General features: G+C 63.8%; 27 protein-coding genes. 15 read left to right on the top strand and 12 right to left on the bottom strand.

The features are described 5' to 3' along the window. Window positions 1-63 precede the first annotated feature (63 nt). The 3 genes from B015_RS0104150 to pgi all read right to left on the bottom strand — a co-directional run bounded on the left by B015_RS0104150 (window position 64) and on the right by pgi (window position 3,064). Window positions 64-528, bottom strand: a complete 465-nt coding sequence (locus B015_RS0104150) for a GNAT family N-acetyltransferase (protein WP_018426403.1) — start codon at window positions 526-528, stop codon at window positions 64-66. A 42-nt stretch (window positions 529-570) separates the two neighbouring features. Then, window positions 571-1,278 carry an HAD family hydrolase gene (locus B015_RS0104145; RefSeq protein ID WP_018426402.1) on the bottom strand — a complete coding sequence of 236 codons (708 nt, stop codon included), beginning with the start codon at window positions 1,276-1,278 and terminating at the stop codon, window positions 571-573. Window positions 1,279-1,408: 130 nt separating this feature from the next. After that, window positions 1,409-3,064, bottom strand: coding sequence for a glucose-6-phosphate isomerase (pgi, locus tag B015_RS0104140; RefSeq protein ID WP_026226865.1), 1,656 nt, complete (start codon window positions 3,062-3,064; stop codon window positions 1,409-1,411). Window positions 3,065-3,318: 254 nt separating this feature from the next. Between pgi and B015_RS0104135 the strand changes: the two genes are divergently transcribed. Further along, on the top strand, window positions 3,319-4,812 hold the full coding sequence (locus B015_RS0104135; RefSeq protein ID WP_018426400.1) for a PLP-dependent aminotransferase family protein: 1,494 nt from the start codon (window positions 3,319-3,321) through the stop codon (window positions 4,810-4,812). A 191-nt stretch (window positions 4,813-5,003) separates the two neighbouring features. Beyond that, the gene (locus tag B015_RS0104130) at window positions 5,004-6,593 is read left to right on the top strand and encodes a trimethylamine methyltransferase family protein (RefSeq protein ID WP_018426399.1); all 1,590 of its coding nucleotides are present in this window, start codon (window positions 5,004-5,006) and stop codon (window positions 6,591-6,593) included. 37 nt (window positions 6,594-6,630) lie between these two features. On the opposite strand, the gene B015_RS0104125 is transcribed toward B015_RS0104130, so the two are convergent. Genes B015_RS0104125 through B015_RS0104115 form a run of 3 tightly spaced genes read right to left on the bottom strand, consistent with a single transcriptional unit; the run spans window position 6,631 to window position 8,791 of the window. Then, window positions 6,631-7,863 (bottom strand): FAD-dependent oxidoreductase, encoded by a 1,233-nt coding sequence (locus B015_RS0104125; RefSeq protein WP_018426398.1) that lies wholly within the window; start codon window positions 7,861-7,863, stop codon window positions 6,631-6,633. After that, window positions 7,863-8,180, bottom strand: coding sequence for a 2Fe-2S iron-sulfur cluster-binding protein (locus tag B015_RS0104120; RefSeq protein ID WP_018426397.1), 318 nt, complete (start codon window positions 8,178-8,180; stop codon window positions 7,863-7,865). The genes B015_RS0104125 and B015_RS0104120 overlap by 1 nt, the downstream gene beginning before the upstream one ends. A gap of 8 nt (window positions 8,181-8,188) precedes the next feature. Next, window positions 8,189-8,791 (bottom strand): MSMEG_1061 family FMN-dependent PPOX-type flavoprotein, encoded by a 603-nt coding sequence (locus tag B015_RS0104115; RefSeq protein WP_026226864.1) that lies wholly within the window; start codon window positions 8,789-8,791, stop codon window positions 8,189-8,191. Window positions 8,792-8,939: 148 nt separating this feature from the next. Between B015_RS0104115 and B015_RS0104110 the strand changes: the two genes are divergently transcribed. After that, on the top strand, window positions 8,940-10,082 hold the full coding sequence (locus B015_RS0104110) for an ROK family transcriptional regulator (RefSeq protein WP_018426395.1): 1,143 nt from the start codon (window positions 8,940-8,942) through the stop codon (window positions 10,080-10,082). A gap of 2 nt (window positions 10,083-10,084) precedes the next feature. Here B015_RS0104110 and B015_RS0104105 read toward each other — a convergent pair whose 3' ends face one another. The 3 genes from B015_RS0104105 to B015_RS0104095 form a co-directional block, all read right to left on the bottom strand. Further along, window positions 10,085-10,483 (bottom strand): hypothetical protein, encoded by a 399-nt coding sequence (locus B015_RS0104105; RefSeq protein ID WP_018426394.1) that lies wholly within the window; start codon window positions 10,481-10,483, stop codon window positions 10,085-10,087. A 49-nt stretch (window positions 10,484-10,532) separates the two neighbouring features. Further along, window positions 10,533-10,937, bottom strand: coding sequence for a hypothetical protein (locus tag B015_RS33205; protein ID WP_018426393.1), 405 nt, complete (start codon window positions 10,935-10,937; stop codon window positions 10,533-10,535). Between the two features lie 79 nt (window positions 10,938-11,016). Further along, window positions 11,017-11,724 (bottom strand): DUF6065 family protein, encoded by a 708-nt coding sequence (locus tag B015_RS0104095; RefSeq protein ID WP_018426392.1) that lies wholly within the window; start codon window positions 11,722-11,724, stop codon window positions 11,017-11,019. A gap of 166 nt (window positions 11,725-11,890) precedes the next feature. Here B015_RS0104095 and B015_RS0104090 point away from each other — a divergent pair, with 166 nt between their 5' ends. The 4 genes from B015_RS0104090 to B015_RS0104075 all read left to right on the top strand — a co-directional run bounded on the left by B015_RS0104090 (window position 11,891) and on the right by B015_RS0104075 (window position 14,107). Next, window positions 11,891-12,244 (top strand): metalloregulator ArsR/SmtB family transcription factor, encoded by a 354-nt coding sequence (locus tag B015_RS0104090; protein WP_018426391.1) that lies wholly within the window; start codon window positions 11,891-11,893, stop codon window positions 12,242-12,244. Next, window positions 12,228-12,689 (top strand): SRPBCC domain-containing protein, encoded by a 462-nt coding sequence (locus tag B015_RS0104085; RefSeq protein ID WP_018426390.1) that lies wholly within the window; start codon window positions 12,228-12,230, stop codon window positions 12,687-12,689. Before B015_RS0104090 ends, B015_RS0104085 begins: the two co-directional genes overlap by 17 nt. Before the next feature lie 112 nt (window positions 12,690-12,801). Beyond that, on the top strand, window positions 12,802-13,251 hold the full coding sequence (locus B015_RS0104080) for a GFA family protein (protein ID WP_026226863.1): 450 nt from the start codon (window positions 12,802-12,804) through the stop codon (window positions 13,249-13,251). 85 nt (window positions 13,252-13,336) lie between these two features. Next, window positions 13,337-14,107, top strand: coding sequence for a thioredoxin family protein (locus tag B015_RS0104075; RefSeq protein WP_157632683.1), 771 nt, complete (start codon window positions 13,337-13,339; stop codon window positions 14,105-14,107). A 348-nt stretch (window positions 14,108-14,455) separates the two neighbouring features. Here the strand turns inward: B015_RS0104075 and B015_RS0104065 are convergent, their stop codons facing one another. Next, entirely contained in the window at window positions 14,456-16,258 is a 1,803-nt protein-coding gene (locus B015_RS0104065) for an IlvD/Edd family dehydratase (protein ID WP_018426386.1), read from the bottom strand. A gap of 239 nt (window positions 16,259-16,497) precedes the next feature. Here B015_RS0104065 and B015_RS0104060 point away from each other — a divergent pair, with 239 nt between their 5' ends. After that, on the top strand, window positions 16,498-17,238 hold the full coding sequence (locus B015_RS0104060; RefSeq protein WP_018426385.1) for a methyltransferase domain-containing protein: 741 nt from the start codon (window positions 16,498-16,500) through the stop codon (window positions 17,236-17,238). 20 nt (window positions 17,239-17,258) lie between these two features. Here B015_RS0104060 and B015_RS0104055 read toward each other — a convergent pair whose 3' ends face one another. Continuing rightward, window positions 17,259-17,993 (bottom strand): GGDEF domain-containing protein, encoded by a 735-nt coding sequence (locus tag B015_RS0104055; protein WP_018426384.1) that lies wholly within the window; start codon window positions 17,991-17,993, stop codon window positions 17,259-17,261. 151 nt (window positions 17,994-18,144) lie between these two features. On the opposite strand from B015_RS0104055, the gene B015_RS0104050 reads away from it, so the two are divergent. Further along, complete coding sequence (locus B015_RS0104050; protein WP_018426383.1) at window positions 18,145-18,597, top strand: carbon monoxide dehydrogenase subunit G; 453 nt, start codon at window positions 18,145-18,147, stop codon at window positions 18,595-18,597. A gap of 30 nt (window positions 18,598-18,627) precedes the next feature. Here the strand turns inward: B015_RS0104050 and B015_RS0104045 are convergent, their stop codons facing one another. Next, entirely contained in the window at window positions 18,628-19,797 is a 1,170-nt protein-coding gene (locus tag B015_RS0104045) for an Mrp/NBP35 family ATP-binding protein (protein WP_026226860.1), read from the bottom strand. Window positions 19,798-19,999: 202 nt separating this feature from the next. Between B015_RS0104045 and B015_RS0104040 the strand changes: the two genes are divergently transcribed. The 6 genes from B015_RS0104040 to B015_RS0104015 all read left to right on the top strand — a co-directional run bounded on the left by B015_RS0104040 (window position 20,000) and on the right by B015_RS0104015 (window position 24,733). Further along, window positions 20,000-20,407 carry a DoxX family protein gene (locus tag B015_RS0104040; RefSeq protein WP_018426381.1) on the top strand — a complete coding sequence of 136 codons (408 nt, stop codon included), beginning with the start codon at window positions 20,000-20,002 and terminating at the stop codon, window positions 20,405-20,407. 19 nt (window positions 20,408-20,426) lie between these two features. Then, window positions 20,427-20,963, top strand: coding sequence for an SRPBCC family protein (locus tag B015_RS0104035; RefSeq protein WP_018426380.1), 537 nt, complete (start codon window positions 20,427-20,429; stop codon window positions 20,961-20,963). 75 nt (window positions 20,964-21,038) lie between these two features. After that, the gene (locus B015_RS0104030; protein WP_026226858.1) at window positions 21,039-21,416 is read left to right on the top strand and encodes a VOC family protein; all 378 of its coding nucleotides are present in this window, start codon (window positions 21,039-21,041) and stop codon (window positions 21,414-21,416) included. A 245-nt stretch (window positions 21,417-21,661) separates the two neighbouring features. Further along, window positions 21,662-22,561, top strand: a complete 900-nt coding sequence (locus tag B015_RS0104025) for a LysR family transcriptional regulator (protein WP_018426378.1) — start codon at window positions 21,662-21,664, stop codon at window positions 22,559-22,561. Between the two features lie 139 nt (window positions 22,562-22,700). Beyond that, window positions 22,701-23,180, top strand: coding sequence for a formate dehydrogenase subunit gamma (locus B015_RS0104020; protein ID WP_026226857.1), 480 nt, complete (start codon window positions 22,701-22,703; stop codon window positions 23,178-23,180). Beyond that, window positions 23,177-24,733 carry an NADH-quinone oxidoreductase subunit NuoF gene (locus B015_RS0104015; protein ID WP_018426376.1) on the top strand — a complete coding sequence of 519 codons (1,557 nt, stop codon included), beginning with the start codon at window positions 23,177-23,179 and terminating at the stop codon, window positions 24,731-24,733. The genes B015_RS0104020 and B015_RS0104015 overlap by 4 nt, the downstream gene beginning before the upstream one ends. Window positions 24,734-24,742 lie beyond the last annotated feature (9 nt).

Genomic DNA, 24,742 nt, shown 5'->3' with positions numbered 1-24,742 from the left:
TCAAGGATCAAGTCGATCCGAAGGCGCAAGCACACTGAGCGATCGCGCTTCGAACAAACCGCTTCACGCTTCTCGCGCTGGAAGCCTTCGCATCTCAAACCCCGTCTTCGTCGTCTGGAACCCGGCGTTGCGATAGAACCCCAGCGTCGCCGGTTCCTTCGAGCCGGTGAGCAGCATCACCTTGTAGCAGCCGAGCGACCATGCGGCGTCCACGGCCGCAAGCAGCACGGCCTTGCCGTGGCCCCGGCCACGGAAGTCGGCATGCGTCACCACATTCTCGATCAGCGCGTAGTTGGCGCCGCTGCGGACGAAGTTGGGTACCACCACCAGCGTGCAGGTTGCCACCTGCTCGCCATCGACCAACCCGAGGAAGATGCCGCTCGGCCCGTAATGCGAGAAGCGTTCCCAGATGTCCTCCGCCTGCTCGGTACCGACCGGCATATCGTCGGGCACAAGATGGCGATAGAGTTGCACCAGTTCGGGCAGGTCTTCGCGGGTCGCCCGACGGATGGTCAGCTCATCAGCCATTGGAGTGTCCCTGGGAGCAGGTCGATGAACGCGGCAGGCCCCTCAGGCCTCGCGGGCGAGGAAGGCCGGCAGGTCAGCGATTGAATCGAGCACCACATCGGCCATCGGCGTCAGCGATTCCCGCGTGCCGGTGCCCGACAGCACGGCGATCGCCAGCGCACCGCCGGCCCTCGCCATTTCGAGGTCGTGGCGATTGTCGCCGACCATGGCGATCTCCGACGGCTTCAAGCCGGTGAGGTCGGAAAAGGCGTGGATCGCATCCGGTGCCGGCTTGGGGTTGGCGACCGCGTCATAACCATAGGCAGCGTCGAACATCTGGGCGACGCCCAGCGACAGCAGCGTCTTCTCGGCTCCACCGGTCGAATCGTTGGTGGCGACGCCAAGCTTGAAGCCGGCGCTGTGCAGGCTTGCCAGCGCGTCCTTGCTGCCCGGCAGCGCCACGGCCTTGGCCGCGCCTTCCTCTGCCGTCACCTGGTCGAAATGCTTGACCATCGCCGCCCGCTCGGCATCATCGACCTCGGGATACCAGAGCTCGACGATGTCGGCATTGGTGCCCGCGGCAAACACCGAGTCGGCCTTGAAGCAATGGGCATCGAAGTCGTAGCCGGCTGCCGTCATCAGCGCATCGGCGCGCTTGCGGTCGCCGCCCGCAGCCTTCATCGCCATGTGGTCGCCGATGGCGAACCACGTCGCCTGGAAGTCGACGAGCGTGCCGTCCTTGTCGAAGAGGATGCCCTTGATGCCCCGCAAATCATTTACTCCCTGCGCATCGCGCCCCGGATCTTCGGAACACACGATGCGGATCTGAAATTCTGCGCCGCCCCGAAAATCCGTTTCGATTTTCGGGGCGGCGCGTGGGTCTAGAAACCTGGAGCGTTCTTCAAGCGTCCGACTGGCCGCTCGATGCCCTTAGCCGGTGAATATGCTCCACCAAGCCGGCTGTCGAGGCGTCGCTTCGCGCGGCATTTTCCCGCCCCTGGACGACAGGCAGCAGTCCGGTGGCCAGTTCCTTGCCCAGTTCTACGCCCCATTGGTCGAAGGCGTTGATCCCAAACAGCTGCGCCTCGACGAAGACGCGGTGCTCGTAGAGCGCAATCAGCCGGCCAAGCGTGAACGGGTCGAGCTTGCGGTAGAGAATGGTCACCGACGGACGGTTGCCCGAGAAGACGCGATGCGGCGCGATCTTGTCGACCTCTTCGGGCTTCATGCCCTTGGTCAGCATCTGCCGCCGCGCCTCTTCGAGCGTGCGCCCCTTCATCAGCGCTTCCGATTGCGCCAGGCAGTTGGCGAGCAAGAGGTCGTGATGCTCCTGGAGGTCCGGCTCATGGCCTTCGGCCGCCGCCAGGAACTCGACCGGGATGAAATCGGTGCCCTGGTGCAAAAGCTGGAAGAAGGCGTGCTGGCCGTTGGTGCCCGGTTCGCCCCAGACCAGCGGGCCGGTCGGCGTCACCACGCCGCCGCCGGCCAGCGTCACGCTCTTGCCGTTCGATTCCATGTCGAGCTGCTGCAAATAGGCCGGCAGCCGCGACAGGCGCTGGTCATAGGGGATGACCGCGCGTGCCGGATGATTGCAGACCACCCGGTTCCAGAAGCCGACGAGGCCCATCAGCACCGGGATGTTCTTGAGCAGCGGGGCCTCGACGAAGTGCTTGTCCATGGCGTGCGCGCCGGCGAGGAATTCGCCGAAATTCTTCGGGCCGACCGCGATCATGATCGGCAGGCCGATCGCCGACCAAAGGGAATAGCGGCCGCCGACCCAGTCCCAAAAGCCGAAGACGCGGTCCTTTTCGATGCCAAAGGCAGCCACCTTGTCGAGTGCGGTCGACACGGCGGCGAAATGCTGGCCCACGGCGTTGGCGCCCAGTGCTGCCTGCACCCAGCGTCGCGCCGTCTCGGCATTGGTCATGGTCTCGACGGTGGTGAAGGTCTTCGACGCGATGATGAACAGCGTCGTCTCGGCATTCAGCCCCTTCAGCGTGTCGTGGATGTGGGCGCCGTCGACATTGGAGACGTAATGCGAACGCGGTCCGTCATGGTAGGGCGACAGCGCCAGCGTTGCCATGGCCGGGCCGAGATCGGAGCCGCCGATGCCGATGTTGACGACGTCGGTGATCTTCTTGCCGGTGGCGCCAGCGGCCTTGCCCGAGCGGACGGCATCGGCAAAGGCCGACATCGCGTCGAGCACGGCATGAACGTCAATGGTCACGTCGTGGCCGTCGAGTATGACCGGCTCACCCTTGGGATTGCGCAATGCGGTGTGCAGCACCGCGCGGTCCTCTGTTACGTTGATGCGGTCGCCGCGGAACATCGCCGCGCGCCGTCCGGGCAGGTCGACGACAAGCGCCAGTTTTTCCAGCAGCGACATGGCCTCGGCATCGACAGCGCATTTCGACCAGTCGAACAGAAGGTCGCCGTCAGTGACCGAAAAGCTCTTGAAGCGCCTGGGATCGGAGGCAAACGCCGCGCGCATGTTCATCTGCGCGTCCTGATGGTGGTTGCGAAGCGCGGCCAGTGCCGCCTTGAAGGGTTGGTCGATCACCTGGGACCTCCGGGGATTGTCAGCTGCTGGCATCATCCTAGCAGACCTGGGGACTCATTGAGAAATGCCGCGGCGGACTATCGTGGCAAATTTCAATCGGTTCAACCGAAGACTTCCGCAACTGGAACCGGAAAGTTCACTGGCATAAATCCCAAGGATTAGAAAAATTGATTGGTGCAAGACGTTGAGCCAAGGATAGCTTTCTATGGTCCAGCAAAATCAAAAAGACTGGACATGCAGGAAACGTCACTATGCCACAGCGAAACGACACGGCGATCTGGTCCGGCCTCTTCAGGATCTCGGCGGAATCGGGCCAGACCCTTCAGGCCCAGATCCGGCAGGCGATCGTGGCGGCCATTCTCGACAGGCAGATCGCGGCGTCAATGCCGCTGCCATCCTGCCGAATTCTTGCCGAAAAGCTCGGCGTGGCGCGTGGCACGGTGGTGCTTGCTTTCCAGCAACTGGTCGATCAGGGCTTCCTCGTGGCGCGCGAGCGTCGCGGCCATTTCGTCAATCCCGAAGTTCTGGCGACGCCGGCCAAGCCGCAGCAGAAGGCCCCCGACCAGGCCAATGAAATCGATTGGAAGGCGCGTCGGCAGATCGCCGCCTCCGACATGCAGCCGCCGGCCAAGCTCGACAACTGGATCAAGTCATCCTATCCGTTCGTCTACGGCCAGTTCGACCCGACCCTGTTTCCGACCGCCGAATGGCGCGAATGCAACCGCATGGCGCTGGCCGTGCTCGAGATCCGCAACTGGGCGGCCGACATGGTCGACCGCGACGACCCGCTTCTGATCGAGCAGATCCAGGCGCGACTGCTGCCGCGTCGCGGCATCTTCGCCAATCCCGACGAGATCATCGTCACGCTGGGTGCCCAGAACGCGCTCTACATGCTTGCCTCGCTGCTGATGACCAAGGGGTCGAAGGTGGCGATGGAGGACCCGGGCTACCCGGATGCGCGCTCGATCTTCCGCCTCGCCGGCGCCGATATCGAGCCCGTGCCGGTGGACCAGCAGGGCATCGTCACCTCGGCCATCCCGTCGGATGCGGGCTTTGTCTTCGTCACGCCGAGCCATCAGTGCCCGACCATGGTGCCGCTCAGCGCCGAGCGCCGGCAGGATCTTCTGGCGCGCGCCATGCGCAACAACCAGATCATCATCGAGGACGGCTATGACAGCCAGTTGCTCGACGAGGCACCGCAGCAGGCGCTGAAGAGCCTCGACCGCTCGGGCCGCGTCGTCTATGTCGGCTCGATGTCGAAGACGCTCGCCCCTGGCCTGCGCCTTGGCTACATCGTCGCCTCCGCCGGGCTGATCTCGGAGCTGCGCGCCCTGCGCCGTTTCATGCTGCGCCATCCGCCAGCCAACAACCAGCGCGCGGTCGCGCTGTTCCTGTCGCTCGGCCATCACGAGGCGCTGGTGCGCCGCCTGTCGACCGCATTCGGCGAGAGGCGCAAACGATTGGTCCAGGCTATGTCAGCATTCCTGCCAGATTGGCAGGCGACCGATGCCGCAGGCGGCACGTCGCTGTGGCTGGAAGGACCGCGCGGAACCGACTCCCGCGGCCTTGCGGCGGCGGCTGCGGCACGCTCGGTCATCATCGAGCCGGGCGAGCGCTTCTTCGAGCACAGCGACAAGCCTACACGCTTTATGCGGCTTGGCATTTCCTCGATCGCCCTCCAGCATATCGAGCCCGGAATCCGCGAGCTTGCGACCGCTGCCGGACGTCGTCCCGCCGCCGCCTGAAACCTCTTCCGATCTTGTTTGCCGGCGGTCCTTTCGGGCCGCCGGTTTGCATTTGTATCTGGCATATCTCGCACAATCCGCTGGCCCATGGCTTGGGCCAATGGACGCGGCATAGTCGTCTCCAGGGAACGAGGCTGAACGACGGTGGCATAATCACTGCGGGCCAGCCTCACAAAAATCGGAGGATATGCATGCCAGCAGTCGCGGAAACGCATGACGCATTGGCAGACCAACGCTCACGCCGATCCGGCGGGCGCGAGGCGCGACGAGCGCTGCGTTCAGCACCCCTGGCCGAGGACATACGCCCTGTCCGCGCCGGCCTCGAAGGCGGCCATTTCAAACCGCTCGGCCAGAACGAACTCGAGCGTATCCACGAGGCGGTGCTGACGCTGCTTGAAACCGTCGGCTTCGCCAACGCCATCCCGAGTTGCATCGAGGCGCTGAAACGGGTCGGCGCCACCTACAGCGATGACGGCCGCATCCGCTTCCCCCGCGCGCTGGTGCTGTCCACCATCAGGAACGCCGCCCGCAACTTCACGCTTTGCGGCCAGGACTCCAAGCACGACATGGTGATCCAGGGCAAGCGGGTCCATTACGGCACGGCGGGTGCCGCCGTTCACCTCGTCGACGTCGAGAAGCGCGAATATCGCGAAAGCCTGCTGCAGGACATCTATGACGCCGCCCGCATCGTCGACGGGCTCGACAACATCCACTTCTTCCAGCGGCCGATGGTGCCGCGCGACATTCCCGATCCGCTGGAGATGGATTTCAACACGCTCTACGCCTGCGTCTCCGGCACTTCCAAGCATGTCGGCACCAGCTTCACCGTGCGCGAGAACGTCGCGCCGGCACTGGAGATGCTTTACGAAATTGCCGGCGGCGAGGAGAACTTCCGCGCCCGGCCCTTCGTCTCCAATTCCAACTGTTTCGTCGTGCCGCCGATGAAGTTCGCCGAGGATGCCTGCGGCGTGCTCGAAGCTTGTGTCGAAGGCGGCATCCCGATTCTTTTGCTGTCCGCCGGTCAGGCTGGGGCTACGGCACCGGCGGCAATTGCCGGCGCTGTCGTCCAGGCAGTGGCAGAAGTTTTGGCCGGCCTCGTCTATGTCAACGCGCTGAAACCGGGGCACCCGGCAATCTTCGGCACCTGGCCCTTCGTCTCCGATTTGCGCACCGGCGCCATGTCCGGCGGCTCGGCCGAGCAGGCGCTGCTGACGGCCGCCTGCGCCCAGATGGCCCAATTCTACGACCTGCCCGGAGGCTCGGCCGCCGGCATGGCCGACTCCAAGCTGCCCGATATTCAGTCCGGCTACGAGAAGGGCATCACCAATGTCATGGCGGGGCTGTCGGGCCTCAATCTGGTCTATGAGTCCGCGGGCATGCATGCCTCGCTGCTCGGCTTCTGCCTGGAGAGCCTGATCATCGACAACGATATGCTGGGCCAATGCCTGCGCTGCGTGCGTGGCATCGAGGTTTCGGACGAGGCGCTGTCAATCGCCACCATCTCCGAAGTATGCCTCAACGGCCCCGGCCACTATCTCGGCAACGAGCAGACGCTGAGGCTGATGCAGACGGAGTATTTTTATCCCGCCGTCGCCGATCGCTTCTCGCCCAAGGAATGGAACGAGAAAGGCAAGCCCGACCTGCTCGGCAAGGCCATTGCCGAAAAGAAGCGCGTGCTCGCCGAACGCTTCCCAAGGCATGTTTCGAAGGCGACCGACGACAAGCTCCGCGCCCGCTTTGGCGAACTCATCCATCTGCCGCGCAGCGGCATGGGCGGGTAGTCGCACAGGCACACGGCGGCCCTTTCGTACGCTGCAGCTACGCCGCGCGTGAAGCCTCGATCGGTCGCGCGGCGAGCGACTTCGCGAGAGCGACCATGTCGAAATCGGGGGCACATACCGCGTCCACTCCGAGTTGGACGCCCGCATCGAGAATGCGCCGCGCAGCCACATGAATGCGGTTGGCGTTGATCGTCTCGACTGCAGCGAGTTCGCCGTTGCGGAAGCACAACGCGACGTGGCCGCCGTCGGCCGTTAGCGTCCGCACCACGTCGTCAGGCTGCCGCAGTCCGACCATCTTCAGCTTGAGATCGCCAATGTCGCTCCAGAACCACGGCGTCTCTGCCGCGGGCGCCGGTCTACCGCAGAGCCGGGCCGCAATGCAGCGGGCCTGAAAGGTTGCATTGGCGACGCTTTCCAGGCGCGCAATGCCCCGAACTCGCACGCAGTCGCCGATGGCCGATATGCCGGCCGCCGAGGTCGCCAGCGCCGCGTCGACCAAGACGCCGTCGTCGACCTCGACCCCCGCATGCTGGGCCAGCTCGACATTGGGCACGGCCCCTATTCCGATGACCACCAGGTCCGTCTCGTACAGGCTGCAGTCAGCGAACCGCACTCCCGATATCCGCCGGCCATTGCCTTCGAAGCCGGAAATACCGGCACCGACAATCGTCTCGATGCCCATGTCCCGCAGCGCCGTCGCCAGCACGCTCGCTGTATCAGGGGACACCGACCGCCCAAGCGGCAGCGGACGCGATGCGGCGACAGTGACCTTCACGCCCCGCTTGGCGAGGGCAGCCGCCACTTCAAGACCGAGATAACCTGCGCCGACGACGAAGGCCCTCGTGCCGATGACGACGGATGTGGCCAGCCGGTACGCATCGCCGAGATTTCGGATCGAGACGATGCCGCTCAGCTCTTCGCCCGGAACCTCGAGCCTGCGGTTGCGGGAGCCTGTTGCAAGGATCAACTGGTCATAGGCGAGCTGTTCGCCGGTGCTCAGCGTCAGGCGCTGTTCGCTGGCGTCGATCTCCTCCACCACCGTGGCTCGCCGCAGACTGATGTCTTGCGCCGAATAGAAGGCCGCCGGCCTGAGCGCGATCGCCGCGTCGGTCAGCCCTTCGGCAAAGCGTTTCGACAGCGGCGGGCGATGATAGGGCAATGCATTTTCCGCGCTGACGAGCTCGATCGCTCCGCTAAAGCCTTGGTCGCGCAGCGAGGCAGCCGCCTGGACCCCGGCATGGCCGGCACCGACGATGACGATGCGCTGCATCAGGCTGCTCCCGGCAGCGCCACGCTGAGCCCGTTAAGTTCGGGCACCAGCCTGATCTGGCAGGCGAGACGGCTCTGTTCGGTCACGCCCTCGGCCAGCGACAGCATGTCGGTTTCGTCGTCGGCCGGTGCGGGCAGTCTGTCAGTCCATTCACGGGCGACATGCACATGGCAGGTGCCGCACGAACAACCGCCGCCACATTCGGCGACGATGCCCTTGATGCCGGCGCCGAGTATGGCATTGAGCAGCGTGCCGCCGGATTCGGCGCTCAGGGTGCGCGTGTTGCCATCGGCCTCGGTGAAGCTGATTTCGATCATGTCACACCTCAGTAAAGCGTCCGCTGGTCGCCCACGCGGATCCATTCGATCATCTCGTCTTTGTCGAGACCGGCGATCTGGTCGGCCAACACCGCGCCCAGCGGCGGGAAATCCTCGCGCTTAGCAAAGGTTGTCGGATTCCAGACCTTGGAGCGGATGACCGCCTTGGCGCAGTGGAACAGCGCCTCGCGTATCCTTATGCGGATGGCGACCGGCGGTGTCTTGCCCTGGAAGGCGAGCTGCTCCAGTTCCGGCCCGACGACGAGGTCGGCCTCGCCATTGATGCGCAGGATTTCGCCCAGCCCAGGAACCAAAAACAGGCAGCCGACGCTCGGGTTGTCGAGGATGTTTTCCATCGTGTCGAGCCGGTTGTTGCCGGGCCGGTCGGGGATCAGGATCGTCTGCCTGTCGATCGCCTTGACGAAACCGGCCGGGTCGCCGCGCGGCGATACGTCGGCGCCGTTGTTCCCTTGCGTCGCGATCAGCAGGAACGGCGACAGCGACAGGAAATGCAAACAGTGCTTGTCGAGCCGGTCCAGCACCTTCTGCACCACCAGGTCGCCAGGCGGCGCAAACATCTCCCTCAGCTTCACGCGGTCGATCGACTGCATCAACTTTTCCTCCTTCGGCCTGCGACCCGTCCCCATGGCGAGCCTGTTCGATCCGCCGCGAGGCTAGAGGAAGCCACTCCGGAGTCAATAAAGAAATTTCGTTGTTTTACTTTTATATGCTAGCGAGACCGGAATCGAGGGAGGAAACATGGCCAACGGCAATTCGGCGACTCTCACCCGGCGCTACAACCGCACCGTCGTGCTCGACGCGTTGCGCCGCCACGGCAGCCTGTCGCGCGTCGAGCTGGCGCGGCTTTCCGGCCTCACCCCGCAGGGCATCCGCAACATCATCGAGGATCTGATCGACACCGGGCTGGTGCGCGAGACCGGCCGCCGTCGCGGCCAGCGCGGCCAGCCGCAGATCGACATCGAGATCAATCCGGGCGCCGGCTATTGCCTCGGCCTGCATGTCGCGGCCGGCCTCTGCCACGCCATCGCCACCGACCTCGCCGGCAATGTCCTGGCGCGGCCCGAGGCGCGTGCCTTCGACGGCGATCATGGCCAGCGAGTGGACGCGCTCAAGGTTATTTCGCGCGAGATTGATGCCGCGGCTGGCCGGCTGTCGCGGCTCGGCACTGGTGTCGTCGTCTCGCGTCCACTCGCCAGCCGCTGGTCGGCCACAGGCGGTCTCGCCGATGCGCAGGCGGAGTTCGCCAAGCCGTTCGAGGCGTTGTTTGCGTCGGCGCCCCTGGTGTTCGAAAACGACGCCAATGCCGCCGCCATGGCAGAATACACCCATGGCCAGGCCAAGGGACGCGGCGATTTCCTCTATCTGTTCCTCGGCGAAGGCGTGGGCGGCGCCATCGTGCAGGGCGGCGTGCCGGTGCATGGCGGGCGTGGTAACGCCGGCGAGTTCGGCCACATCCTCATCGATCCCAAGGGACCGAAATGCCATTGCGGCAACCGCGGCTGCCTGCACGGCTATCTGGCACTCGATGGGCTTCGGCACCTTCTGCCGGCGGACGCACCGCTTGCGCCGGAAACCTTGCCGCAGGCCTGGCTGGATGGCGCGGCGTCAGCGCTGTCGCGGGCGCTCGTCAGCCTTGAGAATATCTTCGATCCCCAGGCGATCGTGCTCGGCGGCACGGCACCCGTCTGGCTGCTGCACAAGCTGCTGGAGCGCATGGGCGATCCCGGCCCGTCGGTCCGCTCGGACGCGGCGGAGACACGCGTCGAAGTCAGCGGCCTCGGCCAGAGCTGCGCCCTCATCGGCGCCGCCGCCCTGCCCTTGCTCGCGCTCACCAGTCCCGACCCGGCGACCTTGATGAAAGAACCGTCGGTCGAAACGTAAGGTTAGCCCGCGCTGAGCCCGAAGCGCTCGACGACGTCGGGATTAATGAGTTTGGCATGCAGCGCGAGCAGGATGATCTGGGCGTCGAAGCCTTCCTCGGCCTCAAGTGCTGCCTCGATGCGGTGCTCGACGCGCTGGGTCATGTCGCCGCCATTGGCGTCGGCAAAGGCGTCCGCGCCAGCAATGCAGTAGCCAAACAGCTGGGCGATGGGCGCATAGGCCGAAACCGGCGGCTCGTCCGGCCAATGGTCCTTCATCAGGTTGACCATAGTCAGCTTCACCCCCTCCGGCACCAGCGCCGGATGCAGGTCGACCGCGCGCAGCGCACCATCCAGTTCGCGCAGGTCGCTGGATCGGCCGAACAGGCCGAGGAAACCGAGGGAAGAACGTCGTCTGGCCATGTCTGCGTCCGTTGCTTTGGTTTCCAGTTAGGCCACGCCGGTGCGGAATTCAAACACCGGCAGAAATACAGTCGGCGGATTTTCCGCCAGCGATGGAATAACCGCCAATGCCTCCCGTTCCTCCCCGGCAATCAGCAAGATTGTCGAACAGGAGATGACAGATGAAAAAGACCCTCGCCATTCTTGGTGCGCTGATCTTTGCAACACCACTGGCGCAGACGCCTGCACACGCCGATGACGACATCGGCCGCTTCTTCAAGACGGTTCTTACGGGCGGCAAGAAATCCGATGGCAAAAGCTGGTCGAACAGCTCGTCGAACTCGTCAAGCAATTCGAGTTCCAACCGTTCGTCAAACTCCTCGTCCAACTCCAGTTCCAACAGCTCGTCCAACTCCTCCAGCAATTCGAGCTCGAATTCCTCGTCCAATTCCAGCTCGAACTCGTCGTCCGACAACGATTGATCTCGGCGGAAGCAAGGAAAAAGGGCCGGTGGTTCGCCGCCGGCCCTTTTTGTCGTACCTTGAAAAGGCGTCTCAGCGCTGGGCGCGGGCGAACTTTCGGTACCATCCCTCGGCGGAGATGGTGTTACGGAAGACACGGGTACGGTCCTGCTTTTCGTCCTCGCTCTCGGCGCATATGTCGGCCGAAAGCTCCAGTGCCTTGCGCTCGAAGGGGATGACCTGCGCGATCGGCGCGCCCTTTTCGATGATGTGAAGCCCATCAGTGCCGGTGGCGAAGAACGGGAAATGGATGTCGGCCGTGTAGCTGTCGGTGTCGACAACACCCGAGACGATCTCGAAGATGCCGTTGGGGCGGTTCAGCGGCTGCACGAACAGGCAGCTCCAGCCCGGCGGCGTGCGGATGCTCCAGTAGTTGTGAAACTTGCAGGGCGGCAGCGGCGCGCGCGGGTTGCCGGCCACCTGGTGGGCGCCGTGGTTGCTGACCAGCGTGCGGTCGAAATCCCAGGCGGTGTCGACCTTCGCGCCGCCGTTCGAAATCTCCATGCGCACGGTTGCCGCGAGCCGGATGATCCAGCCGGCGGTCATGGCGTCGAGAAACGGCATGCAGCGCTTGACCGTCAGCCCGCTGTCGCCGGTCGACAGCTTCTCGGGATCGACCGCCGGCAGCTTGCGGAACCAGTCGGGCATGAAGGTCTTGGCCGGAACCGGCGGCGGGATCACGCCATCGTCCTCAGAGCGGCAGCGAAAGCGTATCGAGCGCGGCTTGGGCGTCAGGAACATTTTTGTCTCTCCTTGATGATGGCAGAGTGAACGGGCGAGGCGGGCCTCTATTCCATCGCGCAGGGCTTCTGCACCGCCATTGTGCGGCGTTGGTAGCGCGTGACTTGACTCCACTCCGCCCTAGCAGTATTTAACAATTACGTTAATTAACAAGTTTGCTAAATAAATGACCGAAGATCGCCTCGACGCCACTTTCGCCAGCCTCGCCGACCCCACAAGGCGAGCCATCCTCGCCCGGCTTGCCCAGGGCGAGGCGACGGTCAACGAACTGGCCGAGCCGTTCGAGATGAGCCTGCCTGCGATCTCGCGCCATCTGAAGGTGCTGGAGCGTGCCGGTCTCATCAGCCGCGGTCGCGAGGCGCAGTGGCGCCCGTGCCGGCTGGAGGCCGGACCGCTCAAGGACATTGCCAACTGGGTCGAGCACTACCGCCGCTTCTGGGATCAGAGCTTCGACCGCATGGCCGACTATCTCAAGGAACTGCAGACGCCCAAGGGAGATCCGGATGACCGCAAGAACTGACACTGTCGCCGCCCAGTCATTTGTCCTCGAATTCTCACGCGTCTTCGAAGCGCCGCCGGCGCTCGTCTTCCGCATGTGGTCGAGCCCCGAGCATCTCTGCCGCTGGTGGGGGCCGAAAGGCTTCACGTCGAGTTGCGAGACGCACGAGTTCCGCAAAGGCGGCAGCTATCATCTCCTGATCCACGGCCATCTCGACAACGGCATGTCCGGCTCCTTCCGCGAGATCGTCGAGAACCAGAGGATCGTCTTCACCTTCGCCTGGGATCACGACCCCGATTGGCAGACCCTGGTAACGGTGACGCTGAAGGCCGAGGGCGACGGTACGCGACTGACCTTCCGCCAGGAGCCGTTCCTCGACGTCGAAACCCGCGACTCGCATCTGGGTGGCTGGGGCGAATGCCTCGATCGCCTGGCCGATGCGCTCGCCGGCCGGCCCGTGGTTTGACCTTTCGCGCGCTGGCTGAAGCCGCCGGCGCACCGATTGTCCGATTGAAACAGCTGTCACCGATGATCGTTGTCGATCATCGGAACGACGCGCCATGCGAGGAGAAACGAAGATGCTGAAATCCTATCGCGGCAGTTGCCACTGCGGAGCCGTGCATTTCGAATGTCAGCTCGATCTGGCGCCCGAGGGTCAACGCGCGAAGCCCGAGCTTGACGGCGTCTGGTGGACGTCGAGCTTCCGCTGCAATTGTTCCTGGTGCGCCAAGACGCGGTTCTGGAAGAATTTTGCCCGCCCCGCCGGCTTCCGAGTCGTCACGGGTGCCGAGATGCTGACCGAATATCGCTTCGGCACGTCGGCCATCCGCCACAGATTCTGCAGCCGCTGTGGCGTCCATCCCTTCGCCTCGGCCAGCTTCGAAATCATGGGCGGCGATTTCTACGCCGTGAACATCGCTTGTCTCGACGACATCTCTGCCGACGAACTGGCCGCCGTGCCAATCATCTATGAGGACGGCAAGAACGACGCCTGGGACCGGCCGCCGGCAGTGACCGCTTACCTTTAGCCGCAAGCATCGAACTTCGAACCGTGCATGACGGCCACCATCCGGCGGCCGATTGGAAACCTGTGTCCAAACGATGGAGAGTGACATGCAGCATGAAATCGTATCGCGAGGCGAGTGGATTGCGGCGCGTCTGGCGCTGCTCGCCAAGGAAAAGGCAATGACCAGGGCGCGTGACGACTTGAGCGCTGAACGGCGCGAACTGCCCTGGGTCAGGATCGACAAACAGTATCATTTCGACGGTCCTGAGGGTCGGCTGTCGCTATCCGACCTGTTCGACGGCCGCAGCCAGCTGTTCGTCAAGCATTTCATGATGGCGCCGGGTCAGCAGCACCACTGCGTCGGCTGTTCGTTCGAGCTCGACAACGTCGACAGCGTGCTTGTCCACCTCGAGAACCACGACGTCAGCTACGTTGCGATCACCCGTGCGCCGCTTGCCGAAGCCGAGGCGCTCAAGGCGCGCATGGGCTGGAAGGCGCGCTTCGTCTCGTCCTTCGGCAGCGATTTCAACTACGACTTCAACGTCTCCTATACGCCCGAGCAATTGGCGGCGAAGAAGGCCATCTACAATTTCGCGCCGCTCGACTTCCCTATCGAGGATCTCTCCGGCGACAGCGTCTTCTACAAGGACGACGACGGCCAGATTTATCAGACTTATTCGACCTTCGGTCGCGGCGCGGAGCAGTTTCTTGGCATCTATGGTTTTCTCGACGTGATGCCCAAGGGCCGCGCCGAGAACGGGCCGTTCCACCTGCTCGCCGACTGGGTCAGGCCGCACGACATGTATGGCAAGGGCGGCATGGTCGAGATGACGGGACGCTACCATCCGGCCGGCTGCGGCTGCGGCAAGCACGGCTGAGCAGGCTATGTGCTGTGCACTCGGAGCTCTGATCGTCGCTGTGTTGGCAGTTCGGCGCCGCTTGCTGAGAGCGGCGCCCGGTTGGCATCGTTGGGTCGCGGCATTTGCCGCGGCCCTGGCTCTCGGCATTGGGGCCGCCGCTGCTGCGCAGCATCTTGGTCACTACGCCGCGCACGCCGAGATCAACCGGCACAGCATCCTCGCAGAAACTCTGGACCAGCCGGTCTGCTCCGGCAAAGCCACAAATGCGGCGGGCGATTAGCTCGGGTGTTTGTGCCCCAGTGCCCCGCATAGCAGCGGGGCGGCGATGCTCAGATACTGGCGCTCTGCCGCCTTGAGCCCACGCGCTTAGTGATTGTCGCGCGGAACACCCTTGCTTTGAGCGACTCGCTGGTACTTCACTGCCGGCTTGAGCACCATGCCTTCAGACAGCTGGTCGACCATGCCGCGCTGGATCTCCTGCCATGGAGTCTGGTGATCGGGGTAACGATAACCGCCATTGGCCTGCAACTCGGCGCGGCGGCGGGTGATCTCGTCGTTGCTGACGAGGATGTCGGCCGTCCCTTTTCTCAGGTCGATGCGCACGCGGTCGCCCGATTTCAGCAGCGCCAGCCCGCCGCCGACAGCGGCTTCCGGCGAAGCGTTAAGGATCGACGGTGAACCCGAGGTGCCGGACTGGCGGCCGTCGCCAATGCAGGGCAGTGCATGAATGCCGCGCTTGATCAGGTAGGCCGGCGGCTGCATGTTCACTACCTCGGCAGCACCAGGATAGCCGACAGGACCGGTCCCGCGCATGAACAGGATAGTGTTCTCATCGATGGCCTCGGCCGGATCGTCGATGCGGGCGTGATAATCCTCCGGTCCGTCGAACACCTTTGCCGTGCCCTCGAAAGCTTCGGGATCCCCAGGATTCGACAGATAGCGTTCGCGGAATTCGCCTGAAATCACGCTCGTCTTCATGATCGCGCTGTCGAACAGATTGCCCTTCAGATTGATGAAGCCGGCGTCCTTCTTCAGCGGGTCGGCGACCGACCGGATGACCTTGGTGTCCATGTTCTCGGCCGCAGCGCAGTTCTCGCCCATCGTCCGGCCATTGGCAGTGATGGCATCCGGGTGCGGCAGGAGCCCGGCCTTCATGAGCTCCGCGACAACGGCCGGCACCCCGCCGGCGTGGTGGTAATCCTCGCCAAGATATTCGCCGGCCGGCTGCAGATTGACCAGCAGCGGCACATGGTGGCCCACCTTCTGCCAGTCGTCATTGTCGAGCACCACGCCGAGATGGCGGGCGATGGCGTTGAGATGGATGGGCGCATTGGTCGATCCGCCGATGGCCGAGTTGACGACGATGGCATTCTCGAACGCCTCGCGCGTCATGATGTCGGAAGGCTTCAGGTCCTCGCGCACCATGTCGACGATACGCTTGCCGGTGTCGTAGGAGATCTGGCCGCGCTCGCGATAGGGTGCGGGGATCGCGGCCGAACCTGGTAGCTGCATACCCAGCGCCTCGGCCAGGCTGTTCATCGTCGTTGCCGTGCCCATGGTGTTGCAATAGCCGACCGATGGTGCCGAAGAGGCGACGATGTCCATGAACTGGTCGTAGTCGATCTCGCCGGCCGACAGCTTTTCGCGCGACTTCCACACGATGGTGCCCGAGCCGGTGCGTTCGCCCTTGTGCCAGCCATTGAGCATAGGCCCCACTGACAGCGCGATGGCCGGGATATTCACAGTGGCGGCTGCCATTAGCAGCGCCGGCGTGGTCTTGTCGCAGCCGACGGTCAGCACCACGCCGTCAAGTGGATAGCCGTAGAGCACTTCGACCAGGCTGAGATAGGCGAGGTTGCGGTCGAGCGAAGCGGTGGGGCGTTTTCCCGTTTCCTGGATCGGGTGGCAAGGGAACTCGAATGGCACGCCGCCCGCTGCAACGATGCCGTCGCGAACACGCTTGGCGAGCTCGATGTGGTGGCGATTGCATGGCGACAGGTCGGAGCCGGTCTGGGCGATGCCGATCAGTGGCTTGCCCGACTGCAGTTCCTCGCGGGTCAGGCCGAAATTCAGGTAGCGCTCGAGATAGAGCGCGGTCATGCCGGGATTGTCGGGATTGTCGAACCACTCCTGCGAACGGAGCTTCTTCGTCGTCTTAGTGCCGGCCATCAATTCCTCCCGAAATCCGGACTTGCATCGTTATGGCAAGGACCAAACCGCTGCAAGAGCGACGACGGCATGGCGCGTGAACATCGCGCAATGCCGCTTCTGTCGGCCCGCATCTGCCGCCTGCGGGGCTTTTATCGCAGCGCCCCGATGATAAGAATGCGCCGCCAGTCACTGGCCCGAAACCCCGAACCTGCTTTTCGGGCCGATGCGCAATTTCACATGTCAAAGCGAGCAGTGCCTTGATCGACGACCGTCTCTACATCGACCCCGAACTCGTGCAGTTCTACGACCTCGAGAACGAAGGCGGCGACGATGTCGACTTCATCCTGCAGTTCACCGGCGACGCCCGCAGCGTGCTCGACCTCGGCTGCGGCACCGGCGCCCTGACGGCAATGCTTGCGCCCGGCCGCACAGTAACCGGCGCCGATCCGGCGCCGGCCATGCTGGATGTCGCCCGCAAACGACCCGGCGGCGACCTGGTCGAATGGGTCGAGGGCGACGCCCGCAAGCTTCGCCTCGGCAAGTCCTTCGACCTGGTCATCCTGACCGGTCACGCCTTCCAGGTATTCTTGACGGCGGAGGAGCAACAGGCGGCGCTGAACACCATCGCGGCCCATCTCGCGCCCGGTGGGCGCTTCATCTTCGACACCCGCAATCCGCTGGCAGAGGCCTGGCTGGGCTGGGGTCCCGGCGACTCGCAACGCAGCGTCGAGCATCCCGTCTACGGCCCGGTGGAAGCCTGGAACGATGCCGTGCAGGATGAGACGACAGGCATCGTCACCTACGACACCTTCTACCGCGTCCCGGCAAACAGCCGGTTGTTCCATGCTCAATCGCGCATCGCCTTCCCGGCGCAGGAGCCACTCGCCGCGATGATCGCCACTGCGGGCCTTGTCGTCGACCGCTGGCTCGGCAGCTGGCAGGGCGCAGAGTTCACGCAAGCGTCGCGAGAGATCATCCCGATCGGCCGCAAGGGCTGAGGGGGCGGCGAACCCCAGGCTTACGCAACCTCCAGCGCGTCTTCGATAACGACGGTGTTACGGCCGCGGCCCTTCGCCTCGTAGAGACAGCGGTCGGCGCGCCGCATCAGTTGCGAGGTCGGCTGCTGCCCGATCGAAAGCGCGATGCCCACGCTGATGGTCAGCGGATGCCTGATGCCATTCGGCAAAAATTCGAGGCGCTCGACGGCAAGCCTGATCCGTTCGGCGATCTCGGCCGCCTCGCTACGGCCGACGGCCGGCAGAAAGACACAGAATTCCTCGCCGCCGATGCGGCCGACGACATCGGGCTGGCGCGTGGTGGCGTCGATCGCTCCCGCAATCAGCTTCAGCGCCTCATCGCCGACAAGGTGGCCATAGGTGTCGTTGATCTTCTTGAAGTGATCAGCGTCGATAAGCAGAAGCGCTCCTTCGTCAGTCTTGCGACGCACTTGCTTGAACCTTTCGAAGAAGGCCTCGCGATTGAGGAACCCGGTCATCTGGTCGCGATTGGCCTTGGTCTCCAGCTTGGCATGGAGCACCGAAAGATCGTCCAGCGCCCGACGCAGCTTGGCATTCTGCCAGAACACATAGAGGCCGGCCGGAAAGGCGGTGAGCATGGGCAGGAGCGAGTTCATCATGAACACGAACCAGGTGAAGGGCTGGCCAGCGACATAGCGGCCGGCAAACGAAACCACCTGGCTGACGGCGATGACAGCGGCCGTGATGGCGCTGGCCTTCAAAATGATCTTGAGCACGTCGCCCTCGCAAGTATTCAGGACCGGTCATCCCATGCGGGTCTTAACAAGCGGTAAGAGTATGGACAGATGTGTCCGGAACCTCGGTGCGATAGACAAGGCCTGCGTCGTCCGTTACCCCTTTTGGAAACAGGTCAGTCGGGAGGACGTCATGGCTCTGGTGATCGAAGGCGAGGAAAAGATCGCGGCCCCCATCGATGTGGTCTGGAAGGCGCTGAACGATCCTGAGATCCTGAAGGAAAGCATTCCCGGCTGCGAGAGCCTAGAGATGTCGTCGCCCACTGAAATGGCCGCCAAGGTGGTGCTCAAGATAGGGCCGATCAAGGCAACCTTTGCCGGCGAGGTCACGCTCAAGAACCTCAAGCCGCCGCACTCCTACACCATCGAGGGCGAGGGCAAGGGCGGCATCGCAGGCTTCGCCAAGGGCGGCGCCGATGTCACGCTCGTCGAGGACGGACCCGAAGCGACCATCCTGAAGTATGCGGCCAAGGCCGATGTCGGCGGCAAGATCGCCCAGCTCGGCAGCCGGCTCATCACCTCGACCTCGAAGAAGCTCGCCGGACAATTCTTCTCGACCTTCGGCGAGAAGGTGGGCGGAGGATAGTCCGCCCCTCTCCCGGCTGAGTCCCCTTACCTATTCGAACACGATGGTCGGTGTTGTCGCTTCGGCGGCGCCCTTTTCCTCCTGCAGGCGCTCCCAGACTTTGGCGGCAATGGCGCGATAGGTTTGCGCCTGGGCGCTGTCGGGCTTGGAGACGGTAACAGGCGTTCCGGCATCGGAGCTTTCGCGGATGCCCATTTCCAGCGGCACTTCGCCCAGGAAGGTGACGCCGAGGCGTTCGGCTTCCTTCCTCGCGCCACCATGGCCGAAGATGTCGTAGCGCTTGCCGGTGTCGGGGGCGACGAAATAGCTCATGTTCTCGACGATGCCGAGCAGCGGGACATCGACCTTCTTGAACATGTTGAGACCCTTGCGGGCATCGATCAGCGCCAGATCCTGCGGCGTCGAGACGATGACCGCACCTGCCAGCGGCACCTGCTGGGCCATGGTCAGCTGGGCGTCGCCGGTGCCGGGAGGCATGTCGACGACGAGCACGTCGAGCGGCCCCCATTCGACCTCGCGCAGCATCTGGGTCAGGGCCGACATGACCATCGGCCCGCGCCAGATCATCGGCGTTTCCTCATCGACGAGGAACCCCATCGACATGACCTTGAGGCCATAGTTCTGCATCGGCTTCAGGATCTTGCCGTCAACCGTCTCGGGGCGGCCATGAATGCCGAGAAGCTTGGGCATCGACGGGCCATAGATGTCTGCGTCAAGCACGCCGACCTTGAGGCCGTTGGCGGCGAGGCCGAGGGCAATGTTGACCGCCGTCGTCGACTTGCCGACACCACCCTTGCCGGAGGCGACCGCGATGATCGAGGCGATGCCGGGCACACCGCGCTTGCCCTGCGACTGCGAGGCGGGCGCATGCTGAGCCGGCCGTGCCGCAGGTGCGGTCGCTGGGCGGGGTGCCGCGGGCTTCGTCGGCACCGGCGCTTCCATGCCGCCGCCCTTCTTCTCGGCGGTCAGGGCGACAACGGCACCGCTGACGCCGGGAATGGCCTTGACGACGCGTTCGGCTGCGGCGCGCAGCGGCTCCATCTCCTGGGCGCGCGCGGCAGGTACGGTGATCGAGAAAAACACCTTGCCGTCAGCGATGAAAACTTCCGAGACGAGCCCGAGCTCGACGATGTTGCCTGAGAAATCCGGGCCGTTGATCGTCTTGAGACGCTCCAGGACGGTTTCTTTGGTGACTGTCATGTGAAGAACCTGCTGCACTGTGATGGGCATGAGATAATGCAGTTTGGCGGAAGAACCAAGCTACCCGAAATGGCAGTCGGCAAAGGCCTATGGCAAAGAGCCAGGCCGCCCCTTCTGTTGGGGACAAGGTTTTTTCGGCGGGCATGTCGGGATCGACCAGGCTGCTGCGTCCTTGCAGCAGACACCAACGAGGCACCACATCATGCATTCGGCAATCGAAACTCCCGCCATTTCCAATTCCGCCCTGTGGACCGGTCGCGTTTTTAGCGGCCTGGTCATCGCCTTCCTGATCTTCGATGCAGTCATCAAGCTCGTTCCGCTGCAGGTGGTGATCGACACCACCGCAGCCCTCGGCTTTCCGCCGGAACTGGCCCGCACGCTGGGAGTGCTGACGCTGGCCTGCACGGTGCTCTATGCCTGGCCGCGCACCGCCGTGCTCGGTGCGATCCTTCTTACCGGCTATCTCGGCGGCGCCATCGCCATCCATGTGCGCATCGGCAATCCGCTGTTCACGCACACGCTGTTCGGCGTCTATCTCGGCCTAATGCTCTGGGGCGGCCTCTACTTGCGCAACGAGCGGCTTCGCGCTCTGATCCCGTTCGTCCGCTAAGGCACGGAAGGCAACTGACATGACCATTCTCGCCATCATAGTCGGCATCATCGTTCTGGCGATCATTGCCATTCTGGCAATTGCCGCGACCAAACCGAACAATTTCGTCGTCCAGCGGACGATCGACGTCGCCGCCGCTCCGGAAACGGTCTTCGCGCTGATCAACGACTTCCACAAATGGCGCGACTGGTCGCCCTGGGAAGGACTCGACCCCGACCTCAAGCGCAAGATGAGCGGTGCGGAGTCCGGCCGCGGCGCGGTCTATGAATGGAACGGCAATAAGAAAGTCGGCTCAGGTCGCATGGAGATCGTCGAGGCGGCAGCACCGAACAAGATCGCCATCAAGCTCGACTTCCTCCGGCCGTTCGAGGCACACAACATGGCCGAATTCACGATGGTGCCCCAGGGACAGACGTCCCGGGTGAAATGGGCCATGCGGGGACCATCGACCTTCATGACCAAGGTGATGCAGACGGTCATGAACTTCGACAAGATGATCGGCAAGGACTTCGAAAAGGGCCTCGCCAATCTCAAGGCCACCGCCGAGCGGGGCTGAGCTTTTTTTGCCTCGTCCGCTGTGGCGGGCGAGGTTTCCGTCGGTGCAATCCAGTACCTTGCGAAGGAGGACGACATGCTTGGACACACCAACGCCATCGCCAACATCGCGGTCAGGGACCTCGGCCGCGCCAGGAACTTTTACATCGGCACGCTTGGGCTGTCAGAGGTCGAAGCCATGGGCGAGGAAGTTGCCGTGCTAAAGAGCGGCAGCTCGCTCGTCAACGTCTACCGCTCCGAATTCGCCGGCACCAACAAGGCGACCGCAGTCACCTGGGCGGTGGGTGGCGATATCGACCGGTTGGTCAAGGAGCTGAAGCTCAGGGGTGTCGTCTTCGAGCACTACGACATGCCGGACACTAAGCTCGACGGCGACGTGCACGTCTTCGGCGACCTGCGCGTGGCGTGGTTCACCGATCCCGACGGGAATATCCTGAACCTGATAAACCAGTAGGTTGGACCGCAGGTAGCCCTATCGGTGCCGGAGGCGCGATGAGATGGCTGGTGCGAATGCACGGCCGAATAGCTCGTATTGCACCGTTGCGGACATCATGAGGGCGCCACGGCATGAAGCGACGAGCGCTACAAGCACAGGCCTGCACCAACGCCTCCCGAACCGCCACACAACCCAGCACGGAACACACAAACCGCAGCGCAACCAGTCTGGCGCAAGGCGGCGGCTGCAGTTAGCTTGCCGGCATGATCGACAAGCTTGAATTCTTCATCGCACTCGCCAGAGAGCAACATTTCGGACGCGCAGCCGAAGAATGCGGCGTCACCCAACCGACGTTGTCGGCCGGGATCAAGCAGCTCGAGGACATCCTCGGCGTGATGTTGGTGCAGCGCGGGTCGCGCTTCCAGGGTCTGACACCAGAGGGCCGGCAGGTGCTGGAATGGGCCAGGCGCATCGTCGGCGACACGCGCGCCATGCGCGAGGAAATGCGCGCCGCGCGCCACGGCCTGTCGGGGCGTATCCGCATCGCGGCCATCCCGACCGCACTCGCCATGGTGCCGAAGCTGACCACGCCGTTTCGCGAAAAACACCCCGGCGTCACCTTCTCGATTCTGTCGCGCACCTCGATCGAGGTGCTGTCGCTGCTCGGCAACTACGAGGTCGACGCGGGAATCACCTATCTCGACAACGAACCGCTGGGTCGGGTGACCAGCGTGCCGCTCTATGCGGAGCGCTACCAACTGATCACGGCTGCCGGGAACGAATATTCAGATCGCGACAAGGTCACCTGGGAGGAAGTGAGCACGCTGCCGCTCTGCCTGCTCACGCCCGACATGCAGAACCGTCGCATCATCGACCAGCATCTCGCCGAAGCCGGCGTGCAGGTGCGCCCGACGCTCGAATCGAACTCGATGATCGTGCTGTTTTCGCACATCCGCACCGGCAAATGGTCGTCGATCATGCCGCTCAACCTGGCGGAAACCTTCGGTTTCGCCGAGCCGATCCGGGCAATCCCGATCATCGAGCCCGACGCCAGCCACACGGTCGGACTGGTGGTGGCAAAACGCGATCCGAACACCACGCTCGTGCAGGCGCTGCTTGACGAAGCCATGGCGCTAGCAGGCGATTTTCGCCGCCAGTCCTGATCTACACTGGCCCTGAAATCGTTACTCGATAGAAAATTTTTATCATGTGACGAAACAGCTTTATTGATTCCGGTCCTTCAGATCGGCTTCAATAGGGATATAGCGCCCAAGATGGCGCCAGTGTCAGGGAGGGCGCTGCGTGGTCATGCAGCCAGCAAGTACCGAACTCGCCGCAAGAACTGCGGCAGTGATCAGCGAAATGAAGAGCCTCGAGGGTCCGCTGATCCCGATTCTCCATGGCATCCAGGAAGAATTTGGCTACGTTCCGCAGGAAACCCTGCCGATCATCGCCGATGCGCTGAACCTGTCGCGCGCCGAAGTGCATGGCGTCTTCACCTTTTACCACGACTTCCGCCATCACCCGGCCGGCCGGCATGTGCTGAAGGTCTGCCAGGCGGAAGCCTGTCAGTCGATGGGCAGCGAGGCGATCGCCGCCCAGATCAAGCAGAAGTTCGGCATCGGCTTCCACGAGACGACCAAGGACGGCGCAGTCACGCTCGAGCCGATCTATTGCCTCGGGCTGTGCGCCTGCGCCCCCGCCGCCATGCTCGACGGCGAAGTGATCGGCCGCCTCGATGCCGACAAGATCGATGAAATCGCCGAGGAGGTCCGCTCATGAGCGTGACGATCTACGTCCCCGGTGATTCCGGCGCTCTGTCGCTCGGCGCCGACAAGGTCGCCAAGGCGATCGCAAATGAGATTGCCGCTCGCGGCATCGATGCGAAAATCGTGCGCAACGGTTCGCGCGGCATGTACTGGCTGGAGCCGATGGTCGAAGTCGCGACCGAAGCCGGCCGCGTCGCCTATGGCCCGGTTGCGGCCAAGGACGTCGCCTCGCTGTTCGACGCCGGCCTCGCCGATGGCGGCCAGCACAAGCTGTCGCTGGGCGACCCTGAGAAGCTTCCCTTCCTCGCCAGGCAGACGCGCCTGACCTTCGCCCGCTGTGGCATCACCGACCCGCTGTCGCTCGCCGACTACGAGGCCCATGGCGGCCTGACCGGCCTGCGCAATGCGGTGGCGATGGCGCCTGCCGACATCGTCAAGCAGGTGACAGAGTCTGGCCTGCGCGGCCGCGGCGGCGCAGGCTTCCCGACCGGCATCAAGTGGAAGACGGTTCTCGATACCGCGGCTGAGCAGAAATACATCGTCTGCAACGCCGACGAAGGCGACTCGGCCACCTTCGCCGACCGCATGATCATGGAAGGCGACCCCTTCGTGCTGATCGAGGGCATGGCGATCGCCGGCCTGGCGACCCATGCCACCAAGGGCTACGTCTACATCCGCTCGGAATATCCGCACGCCATCACCGCCATGACCAAGGCGGTCGAGGTGGCGCGGAAAGCCGGCGTGCTCGGCAAGAGCGTGCTGGGATCCTCGCAGGGCTTCGACATCGAAATCCGCTCCGGCGCCGGCGCCTATGTCTGCGGCGAGGAAACCTCTCTGCTGAACAGCCTGGAAGGCAAGCGCGGCGTGGTGCGCGCCAAGCCGCCGCTGCCGGCGATCCAGGGCCTGTTTGGCAAGCCAACCGTCATAAACAACGTCATTTCGCTCGCCTCCGTTCCAATCGTCATGGACAAGGGCGCCCAGCACTACAAGGACTTCGGCATGGGCCGCTCGCGCGGCACCATCCCGATCCAGATCGCCGGCAACGTCAAGCATGGCGGCCTGTTCGAAGTGGCCTTCGGCCTGACGCTGGGCGAGATCGTCGACGAGATCGGCGGCGGCACGGCGACCGGCCGTCCGGTCAAGGCGGTTCAGGTCGGCGGCCCGCTCGGTGCCTATTTCCCCCGCGCGCTGTTCGACACGCCGTTCGACTATGAAGAGTTCGCCAAGCGCGACGGCCTGATCGGCCATGCCGGCATCACCGTGTTCGACGACAGCGCCGACATGCTGAAGCAGGCACGCTTCGCCATGGAATTCTGCGCCATCGAAAGCTGCGGCAAGTGCACGCCCTGCCGCATCGGCTCGACGCGCGGCGTCGAGACGCTCGACAAGCTCAAGCAGAACATCGAGCCGGAAAAGCAGCTCGCGCTGGTGAGCGACCTCTGCAACACGATGAAATTCGGTTCGCTTTGCGCTCTCGGCGGCTTCACCCCCTACCCGGTGATGAGCGCCATCAACCATTTCCCCGAAGATTTCCGGCCGGCTACGGTCGCTCAGGCTGCGGAATAGGAGACAGAA

Source organism: Hoeflea sp. 108, from assembly GCF_000372965.1.
GTDB lineage: Bacteria > Pseudomonadota > Alphaproteobacteria > Rhizobiales > Rhizobiaceae > Aminobacter.
Note: the sequence above shows the minus strand (reverse complement) of the source record. Positions and strands in the feature narration are given on the sequence as shown.